General features: G+C 56.7%; 16 protein-coding genes. 3 read left to right on the top strand and 13 right to left on the bottom strand.

Features of this window, described 5'->3' with window-relative positions:
- The first annotated feature begins 41 nt into the window (after positions 1 to 41).
- Entirely contained in the window at positions 42 to 755 is a 714-nt protein-coding gene (locus ACOOHD_RS17715; RefSeq protein ID WP_420459210.1) for a hypothetical protein, read from the top strand.
- Positions 756 to 770: 15 nt separating this feature from the next.
- Here ACOOHD_RS17715 and ACOOHD_RS17710 read toward each other — a convergent pair whose 3' ends face one another.
- The 4 genes from ACOOHD_RS17710 to ACOOHD_RS17695 all read right to left on the bottom strand — a co-directional run bounded on the left by ACOOHD_RS17710 (position 771) and on the right by ACOOHD_RS17695 (position 4,166).
- Complete coding sequence (locus tag ACOOHD_RS17710) at positions 771 to 1,787, bottom strand: sugar phosphate isomerase/epimerase family protein (RefSeq protein ID WP_420459209.1); 1,017 nt, start codon at positions 1,785 to 1,787, stop codon at positions 771 to 773.
- An 83-nt stretch (positions 1,788 to 1,870) separates the two neighbouring features.
- A complete protein-coding gene (locus tag ACOOHD_RS17705; protein ID WP_420459208.1) occupies positions 1,871 to 2,284 on the bottom strand; it encodes a DUF6691 family protein in 414 nt (137 codons plus the stop codon).
- A gap of 3 nt (positions 2,285 to 2,287) precedes the next feature.
- On the bottom strand, positions 2,288 to 2,869 hold the full coding sequence (locus ACOOHD_RS17700; RefSeq protein ID WP_420459207.1) for a YeeE/YedE family protein: 582 nt from the start codon (positions 2,867 to 2,869) through the stop codon (positions 2,288 to 2,290).
- Positions 2,870 to 2,999: 130 nt separating this feature from the next.
- Positions 3,000 to 4,166 carry a hypothetical protein gene (locus ACOOHD_RS17695; RefSeq protein WP_420459206.1) on the bottom strand — a complete coding sequence of 389 codons (1,167 nt, stop codon included), beginning with the start codon at positions 4,164 to 4,166 and terminating at the stop codon, positions 3,000 to 3,002.
- A 222-nt stretch (positions 4,167 to 4,388) separates the two neighbouring features.
- On the opposite strand from ACOOHD_RS17695, the gene ACOOHD_RS17690 reads away from it, so the two are divergent.
- The gene (locus ACOOHD_RS17690; protein WP_420459205.1) at positions 4,389 to 4,646 is read left to right on the top strand and encodes a helix-turn-helix domain-containing protein; all 258 of its coding nucleotides are present in this window, start codon (positions 4,389 to 4,391) and stop codon (positions 4,644 to 4,646) included.
- 253 nt (positions 4,647 to 4,899) lie between these two features.
- Here the strand turns inward: ACOOHD_RS17690 and ACOOHD_RS17685 are convergent, their stop codons facing one another.
- The 8 genes from ACOOHD_RS17685 to ACOOHD_RS17650 form a co-directional block, all read right to left on the bottom strand.
- Positions 4,900 to 5,244 carry a hypothetical protein gene (locus tag ACOOHD_RS17685; protein WP_420459204.1) on the bottom strand — a complete coding sequence of 115 codons (345 nt, stop codon included), beginning with the start codon at positions 5,242 to 5,244 and terminating at the stop codon, positions 4,900 to 4,902.
- A gap of 36 nt (positions 5,245 to 5,280) precedes the next feature.
- Positions 5,281 to 6,141 (bottom strand): IS3 family transposase, encoded by an 861-nt coding sequence (locus tag ACOOHD_RS17680; protein WP_420459203.1) that lies wholly within the window; start codon positions 6,139 to 6,141, stop codon positions 5,281 to 5,283.
- Positions 6,141 to 6,437, bottom strand: a complete 297-nt coding sequence (locus ACOOHD_RS17675; RefSeq protein WP_420457933.1) for a transposase — start codon at positions 6,435 to 6,437, stop codon at positions 6,141 to 6,143. The genes ACOOHD_RS17680 and ACOOHD_RS17675 overlap by 1 nt, the downstream gene beginning before the upstream one ends.
- 19 nt (positions 6,438 to 6,456) lie before the next feature.
- Entirely contained in the window at positions 6,457 to 6,948 is a 492-nt protein-coding gene (locus ACOOHD_RS17670) for an RHS repeat-associated core domain-containing protein (RefSeq protein WP_420459202.1), read from the bottom strand.
- Positions 6,949 to 7,182: 234 nt separating this feature from the next.
- Entirely contained in the window at positions 7,183 to 7,518 is a 336-nt protein-coding gene (locus tag ACOOHD_RS17665; RefSeq protein WP_420459201.1) for a type II toxin-antitoxin system RelE/ParE family toxin, read from the bottom strand.
- A complete protein-coding gene (locus ACOOHD_RS17660; RefSeq protein WP_420459200.1) occupies positions 7,497 to 7,769 on the bottom strand; it encodes a hypothetical protein in 273 nt (90 codons plus the stop codon). The genes ACOOHD_RS17665 and ACOOHD_RS17660 overlap by 22 nt, the downstream gene beginning before the upstream one ends.
- 689 nt (positions 7,770 to 8,458) lie before the next feature.
- A complete protein-coding gene (locus ACOOHD_RS17655) occupies positions 8,459 to 8,962 on the bottom strand; it encodes a hypothetical protein (protein ID WP_420459199.1) in 504 nt (167 codons plus the stop codon).
- A gap of 19 nt (positions 8,963 to 8,981) precedes the next feature.
- On the bottom strand, positions 8,982 to 10,346 hold the full coding sequence (locus ACOOHD_RS17650; protein ID WP_420459198.1) for an RHS repeat-associated core domain-containing protein: 1,365 nt from the start codon (positions 10,344 to 10,346) through the stop codon (positions 8,982 to 8,984).
- Positions 10,347 to 10,439: 93 nt separating this feature from the next.
- On the opposite strand from ACOOHD_RS17650, the gene ACOOHD_RS17645 reads away from it, so the two are divergent.
- Positions 10,440 to 11,201, top strand: coding sequence for an amidohydrolase (locus ACOOHD_RS17645; RefSeq protein WP_420459197.1), 762 nt, complete (start codon positions 10,440 to 10,442; stop codon positions 11,199 to 11,201).
- 45 nt (positions 11,202 to 11,246) lie between these two features.
- Here ACOOHD_RS17645 and pnp read toward each other — a convergent pair whose 3' ends face one another.
- A complete protein-coding gene (gene pnp, locus ACOOHD_RS17640; protein WP_420459196.1) occupies positions 11,247 to 13,529 on the bottom strand; it encodes a polyribonucleotide nucleotidyltransferase in 2,283 nt (760 codons plus the stop codon).
- Positions 13,530 to 13,851: the final 322 nt, after the last annotated feature.

The following is a 13,851-nucleotide window of genomic DNA, read 5'->3' as shown; positions in this document are numbered from 1 at the left end:
CCCCTAACTTAGGAGCCATACGCTTTCAAATCGATCATGCCATGCACACACGCTTTACACTTCTCTTACTCCTCACAGTCTTGCTGCTGCCGCTGCTGGCGCAGCAGGAGATCGCCCAGCCCGTCCTGCTCAATGAAGGGGCCCGGGTCAACCTCTATTTCCTCTCCGATGCGGAGAACGGGGCTGATTCACTCATGGCTACCGACGGGGGCGCGCCTGTCTACCTGCTGAAGGGCGAACGCGGACAGCACGAAAGCCGCCAGGTCCTGCTACAGGTACTCCCCGACGGCAGTGCCGAACCCAGTGCCACCCTAACCGGCGGCGAGGGCTTCGACCAGATTTACAACAACAGCTTCGAGATCATCGAAACGGGCCAGCCGGTCACGCGGCACTGGCTGCAACCCGGAGCGATTCTGGGACTTCACCACGTGCGGCTTAAGCCCGGCACGGACCAGGCAGCCTTTGAACGCTTCATCCATAACATGTGGTCGCCCACGCAGTCGGACGCGCTGCCGGACTCAAAGATCATCTTCCTGCGCGGCATCAGCGGGGAACGAAGCGGCGACTTCAGCTTCATGTGGCTGATCGACTCCGGGGAGACACGCGAATACTACTTCCCGCAGGCCGGCAAACCGTCGCAAATTTACCAGGACTTTGAGCGCGGCTGGGCCTGGATCAACGACGATGACAACCTCGGCAAGTACGTCGACGATACGCAGGGGGACGAGTACACGGACTTTATCGTAGTGCGGTAAGCCGTTGACCTATTCCTAGGCTAGACTCTGGCGACAGTATGCTAGGCACTTAGCCACCTCCTGCACCGCATTCGACCCCTCCGGAATCGTGTATTCCAACTCGATGGTGGCGGGGAAGGTATACTTCTCGCGGGCCATCAGCTGCAGGATTTCCGCCACCGGAGTATCCCCCTCGCCCCAGGGCATATTTTCCTGATTGCCGGCGGGAGTGCGACGATCCTTGAGGTGCATACTGGCGATATCGTGGTGGTGCGCCCGCACGAGTTCGAGGGCATCGGTGTTGCCGGCGGCTACGTAATGGCCGATGTCGAGATTCATGGCGTTGTGGGGGGACTGGGCCAGGGCGGTGTCCCAGAAGGTGGGCGTCTGCTGGGTGTGGCCGTGGTAGGCTACGCGGATGTCGTGGCGGGCGGCGATACGTCCCAGTTTTGCGGTTTGGGCGTCGTCAGCGGGGTGTTCGAGGGTCACGTGGTCAGCACCAAGCGCCCTGGCGGCACGCATCCCATAATCAATTTCTTTCTCACTGTTGGACTGGCCGAAGGTGCTGGGTTTGAAGGCGTAGATACTCACCCCGGCAGTGGCGTACAGTTTACGCAGCTGGGTGAATTTCTGCATATCGGCCGTGGCGCGCCAGGCAGCGAGACTGCGGTTATAGGCCTCGGCTTGCTGGCTGAGCGTGTCGTACTCGGCCTGCTCTTCCTCCGTGAGGGGTTCGTCATCCCGATTGCGTCGACGCAGCTGGTTCATTCGTCCGCGATCAAAGCTCACCTCCGGCGCGCCGGCGAAGTTTTCGGCGGGCTCGCCCATGAGTTCGACGGCGCTGATGCCGCTATCGACCACGTACCCCAGGATGGCCTCGGCGCTCTGGTCCGGCATACTGCGGTAGGAGTAGGTGATGGTACCGATCTGTACCCCCTTGATCCGGGAGTCGGGCTTACCGTAGCCCGTGCGCAGGGCGGGTATGGGTAGTAACGGCAGCGTGGCCAGGGTGGCGGATTGGCGGAGGAAGTGGCGGCGGGTAAGGGAAGACATGGCTCGACGTTGAAGGGTGTAGCTCGAAAGTACGAAAACCGCTCGTTCTATTTGCTTTGCACCTGCGCACGCGCCCCACTCAGCTAGTGCGGCAGCTTATCCCGCAGCGCCCCGTAGGCGAAGGTGCCAAATACGGAGCTCAGGATGACCACGCCGATGGCCCAGAGGCCCTGCCCCAGCAGCGTGAACATGGGTCCCGGACAGGCCCCCGTGATGGCCCAGCCGAGCCCGAAGATGATGCCGCCGTAGAGGTAGCGGGGGATGCTAAAATCTTTAGGTTTGAGGCGTAGGTCGCTGCCGTCGTAGGCGTGAATGCCGAACCGCTTGGCTACCGCGACACCGATGGTTCCGACGAGTACCGCCGTGCCGATGATGCCGTACATGTGGAAGCTCTCGAAGCGGAACATCTCCTGGATGCGGAACCAGCTGATGGCCTCCGACTTGGTCATCACGAAGCCGAACAAGATGCCGATGGTGAGATAGATCAGGTAACGCATGGCCTAGAATTGAAGGATGAGGGGCAGCACGAGCCAGCTCATCACGAGCCCACCGATGAAAAAGCCGATCACGGCAAGGAGGGAGGGAAGTTGTAGATTCGCGAGGCCGCTGATCGCATGCCCGCTCGTGCAGCCACCGGCCCAGCGCGTGCCGAAACCGATCAGGAAACCTCCGACGACCAGTACGAGGAAACCCCGTAGGGTAAAGATCCGGTCGACCGCGAAGAGCTCCACGGGTACGTACGACCAGGGCGTGCCGGCCGGACCGGGTGCGGCAATGCCCACCGACTGTAGGTAGTCCACGGTCTGACTGGATAGCTGAACCGGGTGCGGGCTGGGGAAGAAATAGAAGGCGAGGAAGCCGCCGATCACCGCGCCGGCGATGAAGAGCAAGTTCCAGGTTTGGGCCCGCCAGTCGATGTCGAAAAAGTCGTACCGCCTGCCGGCCCCCGCGATCGTACACATCGTGCGCAGGTTGGAGCTCACGCCGAACTCCTTGCCGGCGTAGAGGAGTAAGAACATGACCGCGGCGATGGCTAGTCCGCTGACACTCCAGTGCCAGGGTTGAGAGATGATTTCGTGCATACCCTATACTAACGCCTTAATCGGCAAATCAGTCAAGCCGCCGTGGCCGCCCCACAAGGGCCCTAAGGTAGCACTCGATCCGCCACAGGAGATGTTGTGCACTAGCCTAGCGCCACGTTGCCGTTGTAGATCAGTTACAGTTGACAGCGGACGGACTACCCAACCCCGTGGGTCGCAACCCACCAATCCGTAAGTATAGTTTGTCGAGCTGCGCATTGGGCTCCCGGTAGGCGATATCGATCGTATTGGTACCGTCGGTCAGGCTATAGGTCCCTGCGGCCACGGCCTTCCAGGCGAAGGTGGGGGTCCTCAGCCCCGAAGCCCACTTAATCCAGGCCCCGTCGTTGATGCGCACCCAGAAGGAATCGGAGTCACCGTCAGGAGCTTTGACCCGGGCGTAGAGCTGGTACTCGCCCGCGGTGGCCTGCTCGATCACGAACCGGACGCGATTGGCGGCCTCATCGACCGGCGCCTCGCTCATCGAGGGGGTGCCGCGGTAGGTGACGTAGGCCGACTCCGGGGCCGCCCCGCCCTTTGATCGGGCAAAGGAGGCGCCCACGGTGGCACATTCCGCCTCCAGCCAGAATTCGTCCCGGGGGCCGGCAATTACCTCGGAGGCAACTTTCTCACCGCGCGCTTCTGTAGCTACTGCCGTAGCGTGGGACTCTGGACTAGGTTCGACCGGTAGGTTCGATTCACCTGCAGTGTCTAGCTCCGGCAATTTTTCTGATAGGCTCGCTGCGCCCCCCATTTGGACGGCTGAAGGGAGAGTTTTACACCCTACGGTGGACAGTCCTTCTTCCGGCAGAGGAATCACGCCGGCGGCATTCACGGCCAGTTTAGCTAGCGAGATATTGGACTCCCGGTAAGCGAAATCAATCGTATTAATGCCTGCAGTGAGGGGTAGTGGGGGACCGGAAATCACCTTCCACGCGAAGTCCGTGGTCGTTAGATCCCGCGCCCAAGCGAACCACTCGCCATTGTTAATTCGGAGCCAGTAGGAATCCGAGCCGGAATCCGGGGCACGGATATAGGCAAAAAAGTAATACTCCCCGGCTTCGGCATCCACGGTAAAGCGGATACGGTTAGCGGGTACATCCGGGGGTGGAGTATCGGTAGCGGTCTGCCCCCGGTAGATCACGTGGCTCGGTAAGGGCGTACCGTCACCCGGCCGTAGGTCGAAGTTATCGCCAATGATAGCGCATTCAGCGGCAAGCAGAAACTCGGTGGGCCGGGCGTCGGTGGCTTGCGCCGTGAGGCTTCGGACCGCTAGGCAGGAGATCATTCCTACTGTCACCAGCAGCAATTTCACTGACCGTAGGCGTCCTAAGTATAGTAAGTTCGGTAGCAAATCAGTAGCGTATTTAGTGGTCTACCATCCGCTCCGTACTTAAGGGCTGATGGCAAGATCATAAACGTAATGGTTTAGGGTTGCGGCAGGTTGTTCCAAAAAAAGCGCCCAGCAGTCCTAAGACCAGCAGGCGCTTCGTCCTTACCCCCCTTACCTAGCCTTTTGGTTATGCAGTTTGCTGGTAAGATGACACAGGCCCGCAAGGACAAGCAGCTCAGCCGCAGCCAACTGGCCGAGCTCATCGGTACCTCGGCCGCCAGCGTGAGCCGCTACGGACACGGAGAGATGAAGCCCTCCATTGAGGTGGCCACCAGGGTGGCCGAGGTGCTCGACGTGAGCCTGGACTACCGGGCCGGTATCGCCTCAGTGGCTGTACGTGATAAGAAGATGATGAGCCGCCTGGAGGGCATCGCCACTATGCTCTAGGTGCAGCAGTAGCAGATCTATGACGTGATCGATGCTCTGATCTTTAAGGCTGAGTTTGAGGGGTTGGCTGCCTGAACGGCTCCGGAGGACGAAGCCCTTACTCAACGAGAACACAAACCCATCCAGTAGTTGGCCACTGTCAATGCTGGTGAACTTTTAGTATAACTATGCACTCCTTTAGTCACCATAAAATATACTGGGACCAAATAAAAAGCACCATAAGGAACGCAATTACAATGATAATCATAACACCTTAATTTCTTTTCTTTTTGACCTCTCCTTTCGCCTCATACCTCACACCAAGAGTGAAGGATCCTTCAACTCCGACACCAACTGAAGTTTTCATGTAGGACTCACCGGTAGTCATATTCTTCTCTCCTCCAATACTGACGTTTACAGGTCCAGCAGATACCCCTCCTTCGCCTCCAATAACTTGATTGACTGTTTTCAACCCATCTCTCGATACACTTATAGTCATCTCATTTTCGACTTCAGCTCCCATCCCTACAGTACCGGTTCCTGCACTGGTTGACTTGCTCTGCCTCATCTCAACCTCACCCCTTTTTCCGATAAAACCTACATCGGATGTGTTTTGCACTCCATCTCTGTGATGTGTACCCCATTCTTCGACAGATTATGACAGAGTTTTAGGTCCGGTGGGATAATGTTGGTGAGGTAGCCCAGGGCTCAGCGAGGAGTGATCTCGGGCGTAGTTATAGTAGTCGAAGAATACCCGCAGTCCTTGTTTGAGCGCAAGGCCATCGACAAATTCATGCAGGTAAATGTACTCGTACTTGACCGTTCGCCAGAGGCGTTCGATGAAGGCATTGTCAGTAGCCCGTCCGCGGCCGTCCATACTGAGCCGAGTAGCTTCATCAGCTTGACCCAGCACGGCCTGCGTAAAAGCCTCCGAGGTATACTGAGCGCCCTGGTCAGTGTTAACAATCTCGGGACAGCCCCAGCGGTCGACGGTGCGTCGGTAGACTTGGCTACACCACTCGGCGGTCATCGTATTGGACAGCGACCAGTCCAGCACGAAGCGAGAATACACATCGATCCAGGCCGTCAAGTAGAGGTACCCCCGCTTCATTGGAATGTAGGAGATGTCCGTCTGCCAGACCTGGTTGGGCCGCTCCATGGATAGCCCACGTAGCAAGTAGGGGTACACCTTATGTCCAGGCGCGGGACGGGAAGTATGTGGCCCTGGGAGCACCGACTGTAGTCCTAACACCTTGTAGTACAGGCGGTTGATGCGTTTGAGGTTGACTTCCAACTGGTGTTCTCGCCGGAGCCACCGCAGCATTCGTCGCGGACCTTTGTCGGGGTAGTCCAGGTAGTGTTCGTCCATCAGCCGCAGCAGTCGCAGATTTAGCTCGCTTTCTGCTGCCGGGTGGTAGTAGTGCCGAGACCGAGATACACCCAGAAGATGGCTCTGGCGCACTACGCTGAGATGCGCCCCGCTATCCAGGGCGGCTACTCTTTGTGAATGGGGCATCAGGAGAGCGTTTTTTTTAGAAACTCGTTCTCCACCTGTAGCTTACCGATGATGCGCAGTAGCTCATCACGCTGTTTATCTTCCAGGCCGAGGCTCGAAGCTGCCCCGCGATTACCCTTGCGTTTGGACCCAAAAAGCTCGTCGGATTCATGCGTCAGTACCCGCTTCCAGGTCTTGATCTGTGAAGCGTGCAGTTGATGTTTTCGCGACAGCTCGGCCATGGTCAGTTCTTCCCGGATGGCCTCCAGGGCAACTTTCTTCTTGAAGCTGGCCGAATGTGTTCTTCGTTTAGACATACAAGCAAGTTAGTGGACCTTACTTACCTGTTCGAATTTTGGGGTACACTACACTGCTCAATTCAACGCCCATCTTCGTAGTAAACAGTTTAGCACTACCTAGATTAACTACCATTCCAGCAGACTTATCAATCTCGCCACCAACTTGTGCTCCGAAGGACAATTCCATTTTTGCTTGTGGCTCTACAGTAACATCCGTTAGAGAGTTACGTACTGCAGAACCTATTGATTTAGCCGTATTAACTACATAGTCTCTAACTTTGTTAATTGCATAATTCTTAGCCTCATTAATTGCATCCTTGATCGGATTCTCTGGCCACATACCCGTTGGGTCCACAAGTTTGATTGGATTTCCCATAACGTAGTTGTATGGTGACCATCCTGGCATCTTACCCGTAACGGGGTCAACGGTTAAGAACCTAGCTGTTGCAGGATCATACCACCTGGCCCCGTAGTCATACAGTCCCAGGTCGGTGTTGAGCTCCTTGCCATTATAGCGGTAACACAGCACACCCCTACACCCTCTTCAACCAACCTTGCGTCCACGCGCATACCCATACCCTCAAGGTACGCCGCCGCCCTCAGTTTTATTTTCAGTCGAAGAAAAAAGGAAGTCCCGTTAGAGTAGCCACCTGGAGCCGCGGTAACGCTTCAGACTGAGCTGAGCGGGGGCAGGGGGCCGGTTCTTCTATGCCCCTGCAGCCGGTGCAGCCCCAATAGGGCTTGGGGTGGGACCTGCCTACTACTAGCTGAGTGCATCCTCAACGAAGCCCGGTCCGCGCTTGACGTGGATAATCTGGATGATAACCACGCTCTGCTTCACCTCACGTATCTGGTAGATGATCCGGTAAGCTTTCTTCACTACAAGCTGACGGAAGATGATCGACCCGGTCAACTCCGTCATTTCCCGTACCGGTGAGTGGGCACCTGGCATCTTGGCCAGGCGGTGGATGCCATCAATGATTTGCTGGCGGGCGTCGGCGGCTTCCCCGTAGGAGGCGTTCTCCAGTAGATAGTCCAGTAATTCGTTGATGTCCCGTTTGGCCCACTCCGTAACGACTACCTGGTACGCTCCAGCCATGTCGCGGATTCCTTTTCTAGTTCTTCCAACGTGGTGTACTCGCCCCGGTCCACGGCGGCCATGGCTTCGTCCGCCTGCCGCAAAAACTCATCGGCCGTTACCGCAGTGCCATCTGCTTCGTACCCTAGCACGGGACTTTTCTTCCGCTTACTGACGTACGTTCCCACCATGGCATGTACGGCGGAGAGGAAGTCCTCGTCCAGCGTTTCCAACCAAGTGGTCACCTCGTGGCGCATCTCTACAGTACTCATGGCGATTGATATTGGTAGTAAAATCATAAAAGTAACGGTTTAGTGTTTTGGTAGGTTGTTCCGTAAGGGGTGGAAGTAGTCCACGGCCCGCCGCAGCTCCTCGAGTCCGGTTTCCCGGTAGTCTTCCATAGTCGATATCTGCTTGTGACCGGCGAAGGCCTACCTAACGCTGGCCCTCCCACCGGCGCAGCTTCTGGGCGATGACGCTCTGATGGATCAGCAGCGGCGTTACCGGCTTGCCGCTAGCTCTAGAAGCAGTTTGCGCGCGATGGCCTCCACGTTTTGCTTTTGTCCCGCCCCGCATTGAGAAATTGATTAGCCCAACTGCGTAAGGAAAAGAAGCTCTCACAGACGGCCCTGGCTAGCCGGCTGGGAACCACCGTCGGCTACCCGCTCAGCGAGAACGACACTGCCGACCTGCTCAAGGACCCCGATATGGTCAACCGCTTCCGGGACATCCTCGCCCTCCAGGACAAGGAGCACGAGCACGTCCTGTTTGCCCTTGATACCATGATCCAGAACGTGAAGCTCAGGGCGCTTACCGCCGCTTAAGCCGGCTATGGGAATAAGACCGCCCAGCTCAAAAAAGGGAAAAGATGCTGCCCAATAACCGGCCACCGTCAATGGCGGTGCAAAGAGCTCCGCCACTGCGTTGGCCTTTTCATTGGGCGGGGAGTATAGAACATCTCTTACTTAGAGGACGCAACTGTTAGTGCCCTGATTACCATACTTTTTTCCTTACTTGACTCAACAGATTCATCAATGCTATTTACAAGGTCTTGGATATCGTATTCATCATTAATTGGACTCTCAATAAGCTTGACTATAGCTTTTGTATTGATGTCTTCTAACTTCCCGAGTTCAGTTATCAGCATATTCGGATGTGCAGCAAGTAGGTCGAATAGAACCTCTATATAAAATTCTTTGAACTCTACATTATTAGCACATGCAGTCGGCGAATAAATGCAAAGGAAATTAGCTAACGTCGCGGTATCTATATTAGCATCATTTTGCTCAAAAACGACTAATAACTTCACATCGCATTTGGGACAGTGCTCAAAGCTTTTTGTTGTTAGTGTTTGGACTTCTGCAGTATTGTCCGAAGAATTTCTTGTGTTTTCCGCGACCTCATTTGCTTGATTCAAGCAACTACCAAATAACAAAAGCAAAACCTGGGGCAGTGAATTTGACATAACGAATGGGTATATTAATTTAATAATCAATTAGCTCTAATTCTCGCAACAATTTGACTACACCTCTCCTGCCTTTAGCTTTATCCTTCAAGGTTTGCGCTGAATTAGCTTGGTTTCCTCGGCTGACATGAATAGTTCCGGAAGCATTTCCCGTATTGCCCCCACTAAAATCAAAGTTGTTAAAAAAGCTAGTAGCATCATCTGGGCAAATTGTCACACAGCCCGCTGAGCCTCGACTGTTGTGATTCCCCCTGTCGCTAGCGCCCGAATGAACATTCACATATGTCATTGTAGTAGCAGAACCATCCGGGGCAGTTCCTGAAGCTGTACGATTTCCTTCACTGTCAACTAAGTTTAATCCCTTTTTCGTACCGCCTTTGTGACCACTTTCGTTGTTGTAATCATGCTCGCCCTCATCTACAGTATTGTAGCCGGTAGAATTGTCTGAATTTGACTTCGAATTTGGGTAGCTACTGCCATCGTATGGCCCGTATAGATCTCCCGTTTCATCATCGTAAACGTAAACATCAGCTGTGTATGTAGCGCCAGCAGTTCCATCATCTTGAGGACGGTCGCCTTGATCAAACACATAAACTCTTAAAGTATCTCCCATCGGATCACCGTAGAAAATAGGGTTGTTCCCCATTCCATTATACGGACTCATGCCCGGGTACTTCTCGGCCATCGGATCAATTTGCATCCAGCGACCTATCGTCGGATCGTAGGAACGGTAGAACGCAAGGTCTAATCCTAGATCGTCATTCCGTTCCATTCCGTTGAACCTGTACCGGTTGTCGCTTGCTGAAGCGTTGGCATCCTGCCACGCCCCCTCCATGTCCAGTCCAAAAGCATAGTGATGGTTCTCCTGCAACACCTCCCCCTCCGGCTCAATCCGCCCATCCCCGTCTAAGCCGGAAAACAGTATCCGATTGTTCCCTAAATGATCGGCCAGGAAGTACTCAAAGCGCCATTCCCCCACCGGCGGATAGCAAATCACCTGCTCCGCCCGCAAATAATCACCCTTCTGTAACTCAAAGCCGGGCTCCAGGCGGATATCCCGGCCGGCCTTCAGATGGAGCCTACCCGAAGGCAGCACCGTAGCATCCGTCGTGATGTTGCCCGCCTCGTAGGTCTCCGCACCCGCGATCGCGCCCCCTACGTGATGGAGCTCGTTCGTACAGCCGCTGCCCGGCACTACCCGCCCGTTGGCCTGCTGAATGGATTGGATCACGCCGTCCGCGTAGATGACCGGGGCACCTGCCTGATCGGTTGTGGTCTCCCGCAGATTCACCTTTAGCATAGATACAAGCCCAATTGCACCTTCACCGTATAATGTGAAGCTATTGGCTTGTTGACCGTGTATAGAACAGTTGATATGGGTCATATAGCTATATGATATAGCGCGGTGTATACTCGGGTCGGGTCCTCTGCACTACACCATCGTAACTGCCACCCAAAGTACGTAAAGCGTTTCCGCATGCAAAACCTTCACCTCAGTCTCCTGCAAACCCCCATTGCCTGGGAAGATAAAATAGCCAACCTTGCGCACTACGATACGCTGTTCGCAACCCTTTCCGAACCGACTGACCTCGTTGTGCTGCCGGAGATGTTCACTACCGGCTTCACCATGAACCCCGCCCCCCATGCCGAAGCTATCGATGGCCCAGGGATGCAGTGGATGGCTGGAAAAGCCGCAACACTTGACGCGGCAATTATCGGTAGCCTTATCATCGAAGAAGACGGGCGGTTCTATAACCGACTCGTATTCATGACCTCTGCCAGTAGCTACTGGCACTACGACAAGCGGCACCGTTTCGCCCTGGCAGGAGAAGACCAGCACTATGCGGCGGGCAGCGAACGGTTGCTTGTCGACTATCGGGGCTGGCGCATCTGCCCGCTCATTTGCTACGACCTGCGTTTTCCCGTTTGGTCCTTCAACTCAGAAGAATACGACCTGCTGCTCTATGTCGCGAACTGGCCGGAACGCCGCGCCTACGACTGGCAAACCCTACTGCGGGCTCGCGCTATAGAAAATCAGAGCTACGTAGTCGGTGTAAACCGTATCGGTACCGACGCGAACGGACATACCTATGCGGGCAACAGTTGTATCATAGATCCAGGCTGGCGACACACGCTCCTGGATGCAGGCAGCACGGAAGGAGTACACACGGCGATACTTTCTAAACCTCACCTTACGGAAGTCCGAACACGCCTACCCTTCTTGAAAAGCGCCCGATAGTCACTACGGACCACCGGGCGCTTGTACAGCTATCGGTGAAGTAACTCAGTCGCGATCGCGCCGGCCACCACGGCCGCCGCCACCCCGCCGCTCGCCCCGGTCCCGACCGCCACCACCACGGCGGTCGCCTCGATCACCGCGATCCCGCGACTTACTAGCCTTACGCTCCTCCTCCAGCTCCTCGTCGGTAGGAATGGTACCGTCAGCCCGCGGCATGATGGCCTTGCGGCTGAGGCGCAGCTTGCCCGTGCGCTCGTCCACGTCCACGATCTTGAACTTGACGGTGTCGCCCTCCTCGAACTCGTCCTCGACGTTTTCGATGCGGCTGTGGCTCATCTCGCTGACGTGCAGTAGGCCATCTCGACCGCCCTCGAAACCTACGAAGACGCCGTAGGGCATGATCGTCTTGACGGTGCCCTCGTAGACGCCGCCCACCTCGGGGGTGAAGGTGATCTTCTTGATGCGCGCCACGGCATCCTCGATGCTGGCCTTGTCGGAGCTGGCAATGCTCACGTGGCCCTTGCCGTCGATCTCGTCGATGTTGATGTTGGTGCCGGTAAGCTCCTGGAGTTCCTGGATGATCTTACCGCCGGGCCCAATGACCGCGCCGATGAAGCTCTTCTCGATGATGAGCTTGACGATGCGTGGGGCGTGGGGCTTGAGGTCCTCACGGGGCTCGCTCAGCGTCTTGGCCATCTCGTTCAGGATGTGCAGCCGACCCACCCGGGCCTGATCCAGCGCCTGCTCGAGTTGCTCGTAGGGCAGTCCGTCGATCTTGATGTCCATCTGGCAGGCGGTGATCCCCCGCTCGGTGCCGGTGACCTTGAAGTCCATATCGCCCAGGGCGTCCTCGTCGCCGAGAATGTCGCTCAGGATGGCAATCTTATCCCCCTCGGCCACCATACCCATGGCGATACCGGCCACGGGACGCTTGATCTGCACCCCGCCGTCCATCAGGGCCAGCGAACCGGCACAGACAGTCGCCATGGAGCTCGAACCGTTGGATTCCATGATGTCGGAGACGATGCGGATGGTATGCGTCATCTCATCGGGCAGTACCTGGCGTAGCGAGCGGCCGGCCAGGTTGGCGTGACCTACCTCGCGGCGGCCGGGGCCGCGCATCGGCTTGGTCTCTCCCACCGAGTAGGCCGGAAAGTTGTAGTGCAGGATGAAGTTGTCGTAGGTGTTGGAGTGGGCCACGTCGACCATCGCCTGGTCGGTCTTGGTGCCCAGGGTGAGGCTGGTGAGTGACTGCGTCTCCCCGCGGTTGAAGATGGCCGATCCGTGGGCCATGGGCAGGTAGTCGACCTCGGTCCAGATGGGGCGCACCTCGTCGAAGGCGCGGCCGTCCAGGCGCTTTTTCTCGTCGAGCATCATATTGCGGATGGTCTTCTTCTGCACCTTATCGTAGGCGGCGCTCAGGTCCTCCTTGTGCTCGGCGACCCACTCCTCGCCCTTCTCTTCGAGGACGGCTTCTTTGTAGGTGGTCTTGATCTCCTTGAAGGCATCCTTGCGTTGGGACTTGTCCAGGGCCCTGCGGGCGGCCTCCAGGACCTTATCCTTCACCTTGCCCTCTACGTAACTCAGTACCTCGGGGTCGATCTCATGGACCTCTACCTCGCGGGTGATGGCCTTATCGCCGACCATTTCCTTTAGGCGCAACTGGGCGTCGCACATGGTCTTGATGGCCTCGTGGCCTACGCGCAGGGCCTCAATGATGGCACTTTCCTCTACTTCCTTGGCCTCACCTTCCACCATCATGATGTTGCTCTTGTCGGCGGCGACGATGAGGTCCAGGTCGGCATCGGCCAGCAGGGTGCGGTCGGGGTTGACGACGTACCTACCGTCAATGCGGGCCACGCGGCACTCCGAGATCGGTCCCTCGAAGGGAATATTGGAGCAGGTCAGGGCGGCCGAGGCGGCCAGTCCGGCCAGAGCATCGGGCATCACCTCAGGGTCGAGCGAGATCAGGTTGATGATGATCTGGGTATCGAACATATAACCCTTGGGGAAGAGCGGGCGGATGGCGCGGTCGACCAGGCGGGAGGTGAGGATTTCGTAGTCGTTCAGGCGCGCCTCGCGGCGGAAGAAATTACCGGGAATACGCCCGGCGGCGGCGAATTTTTCCTGGTAGTCGACGCTCAGGGGGAAGAAGCTTTGCCCTTCGCGGACGCTGGTGCTGGAGACGACCGAGCAGAACAGCATCGTCTTGCCGCAGGTGACGACGACGGCACCATCGGCCTGGGTGGCTAGTTTGCCGGTCTCGATAGTTACCTCGCGGCCGTTGGGCAGTTCGAAGTTGACCGACATTGGGGTTTGATTACCCATCTTGAATTGGAGATTATAGTGAAATAGACGGTTTGGCACTGGAGCCCCGTTGGCCCAGTGGGTCGACACAAAACTCCAACAAGTAGGGGGAGGGTGCACCACGGCACCGACGCCGGTAGCGGACCGGCAACCTGCTCTCGTTTTCCACCGGGGGTCGCTGTAGACCGGCAGGTGCCACACGGGCGTGGCACGGAACTCTAGTCATTTTGTATCGCCGCGAATATACGTTATTCCCCCTGAGTTCCCGTTACCATTAGGAGCCTGCTGGCCTACACACCGTAATTTTGCCAACACGCTTACCAAACCTTTGCCGCCTCCCCGC

It is taken from the genome of Neolewinella sp., assembly GCF_965214665.1.
In the GTDB taxonomy this organism is placed as follows: Bacteria; Bacteroidota; Bacteroidia; order Chitinophagales; family Saprospiraceae; genus Neolewinella.
This window is presented reverse-complemented; position numbering and strand designations above follow the sequence as displayed.

What these genes read in the sequence shown, in the direction of transcription:
- ACOOHD_RS17655 (WP_420459199.1), bottom strand. Translation starts at nt 8,962, where the DNA reads ATGTCAAATTCACTGCCCCAGGTTTTGCTTTTGTTATTTGGTAGTTGC.
- ACOOHD_RS17660 (WP_420459200.1), bottom strand. Translation starts at nt 7,769, where the DNA reads ATGAGTACTGTAGAGATGCGCCACGAGGTGACCACTTGGTTGGAAACG.
- ACOOHD_RS17705 (WP_420459208.1), bottom strand. Translation starts at nt 2,284, where the DNA reads ATGCGTTACCTGATCTATCTCACCATCGGCATCTTGTTCGGCTTCGTG.
- ACOOHD_RS17665 (WP_420459201.1), bottom strand. Translation starts at nt 7,518, where the DNA reads ATGGCTGGAGCGTACCAGGTAGTCGTTACGGAGTGGGCCAAACGGGAC.
- ACOOHD_RS17715 (WP_420459210.1), top strand. Translation starts at nt 42, where the DNA reads ATGCACACACGCTTTACACTTCTCTTACTCCTCACAGTCTTGCTGCTG.
- ACOOHD_RS17690 (WP_420459205.1), top strand. Translation starts at nt 4,389, where the DNA reads ATGCAGTTTGCTGGTAAGATGACACAGGCCCGCAAGGACAAGCAGCTC.
- pnp (WP_420459196.1), bottom strand. Translation starts at nt 13,529, where the DNA reads ATGGGTAATCAAACCCCAATGTCGGTCAACTTCGAACTGCCCAACGGC.
- ACOOHD_RS17675 (WP_420457933.1), bottom strand. Translation starts at nt 6,437, where the DNA reads ATGTCTAAACGAAGAACACATTCGGCCAGCTTCAAGAAGAAAGTTGCC.
- ACOOHD_RS17700 (WP_420459207.1), bottom strand. Translation starts at nt 2,869, where the DNA reads ATGCACGAAATCATCTCTCAACCCTGGCACTGGAGTGTCAGCGGACTA.
- ACOOHD_RS17645 (WP_420459197.1), top strand. Translation starts at nt 10,440, where the DNA reads ATGCAAAACCTTCACCTCAGTCTCCTGCAAACCCCCATTGCCTGGGAA.
- ACOOHD_RS17710 (WP_420459209.1), bottom strand. Translation starts at nt 1,787, where the DNA reads ATGTCTTCCCTTACCCGCCGCCACTTCCTCCGCCAATCCGCCACCCTG.
- ACOOHD_RS17650 (WP_420459198.1), bottom strand. Translation starts at nt 10,346, where the DNA reads ATGACCCATATCAACTGTTCTATACACGGTCAACAAGCCAATAGCTTC.
- ACOOHD_RS17680 (WP_420459203.1), bottom strand. Translation starts at nt 6,141, where the DNA reads ATGCCCCATTCACAAAGAGTAGCCGCCCTGGATAGCGGGGCGCATCTC.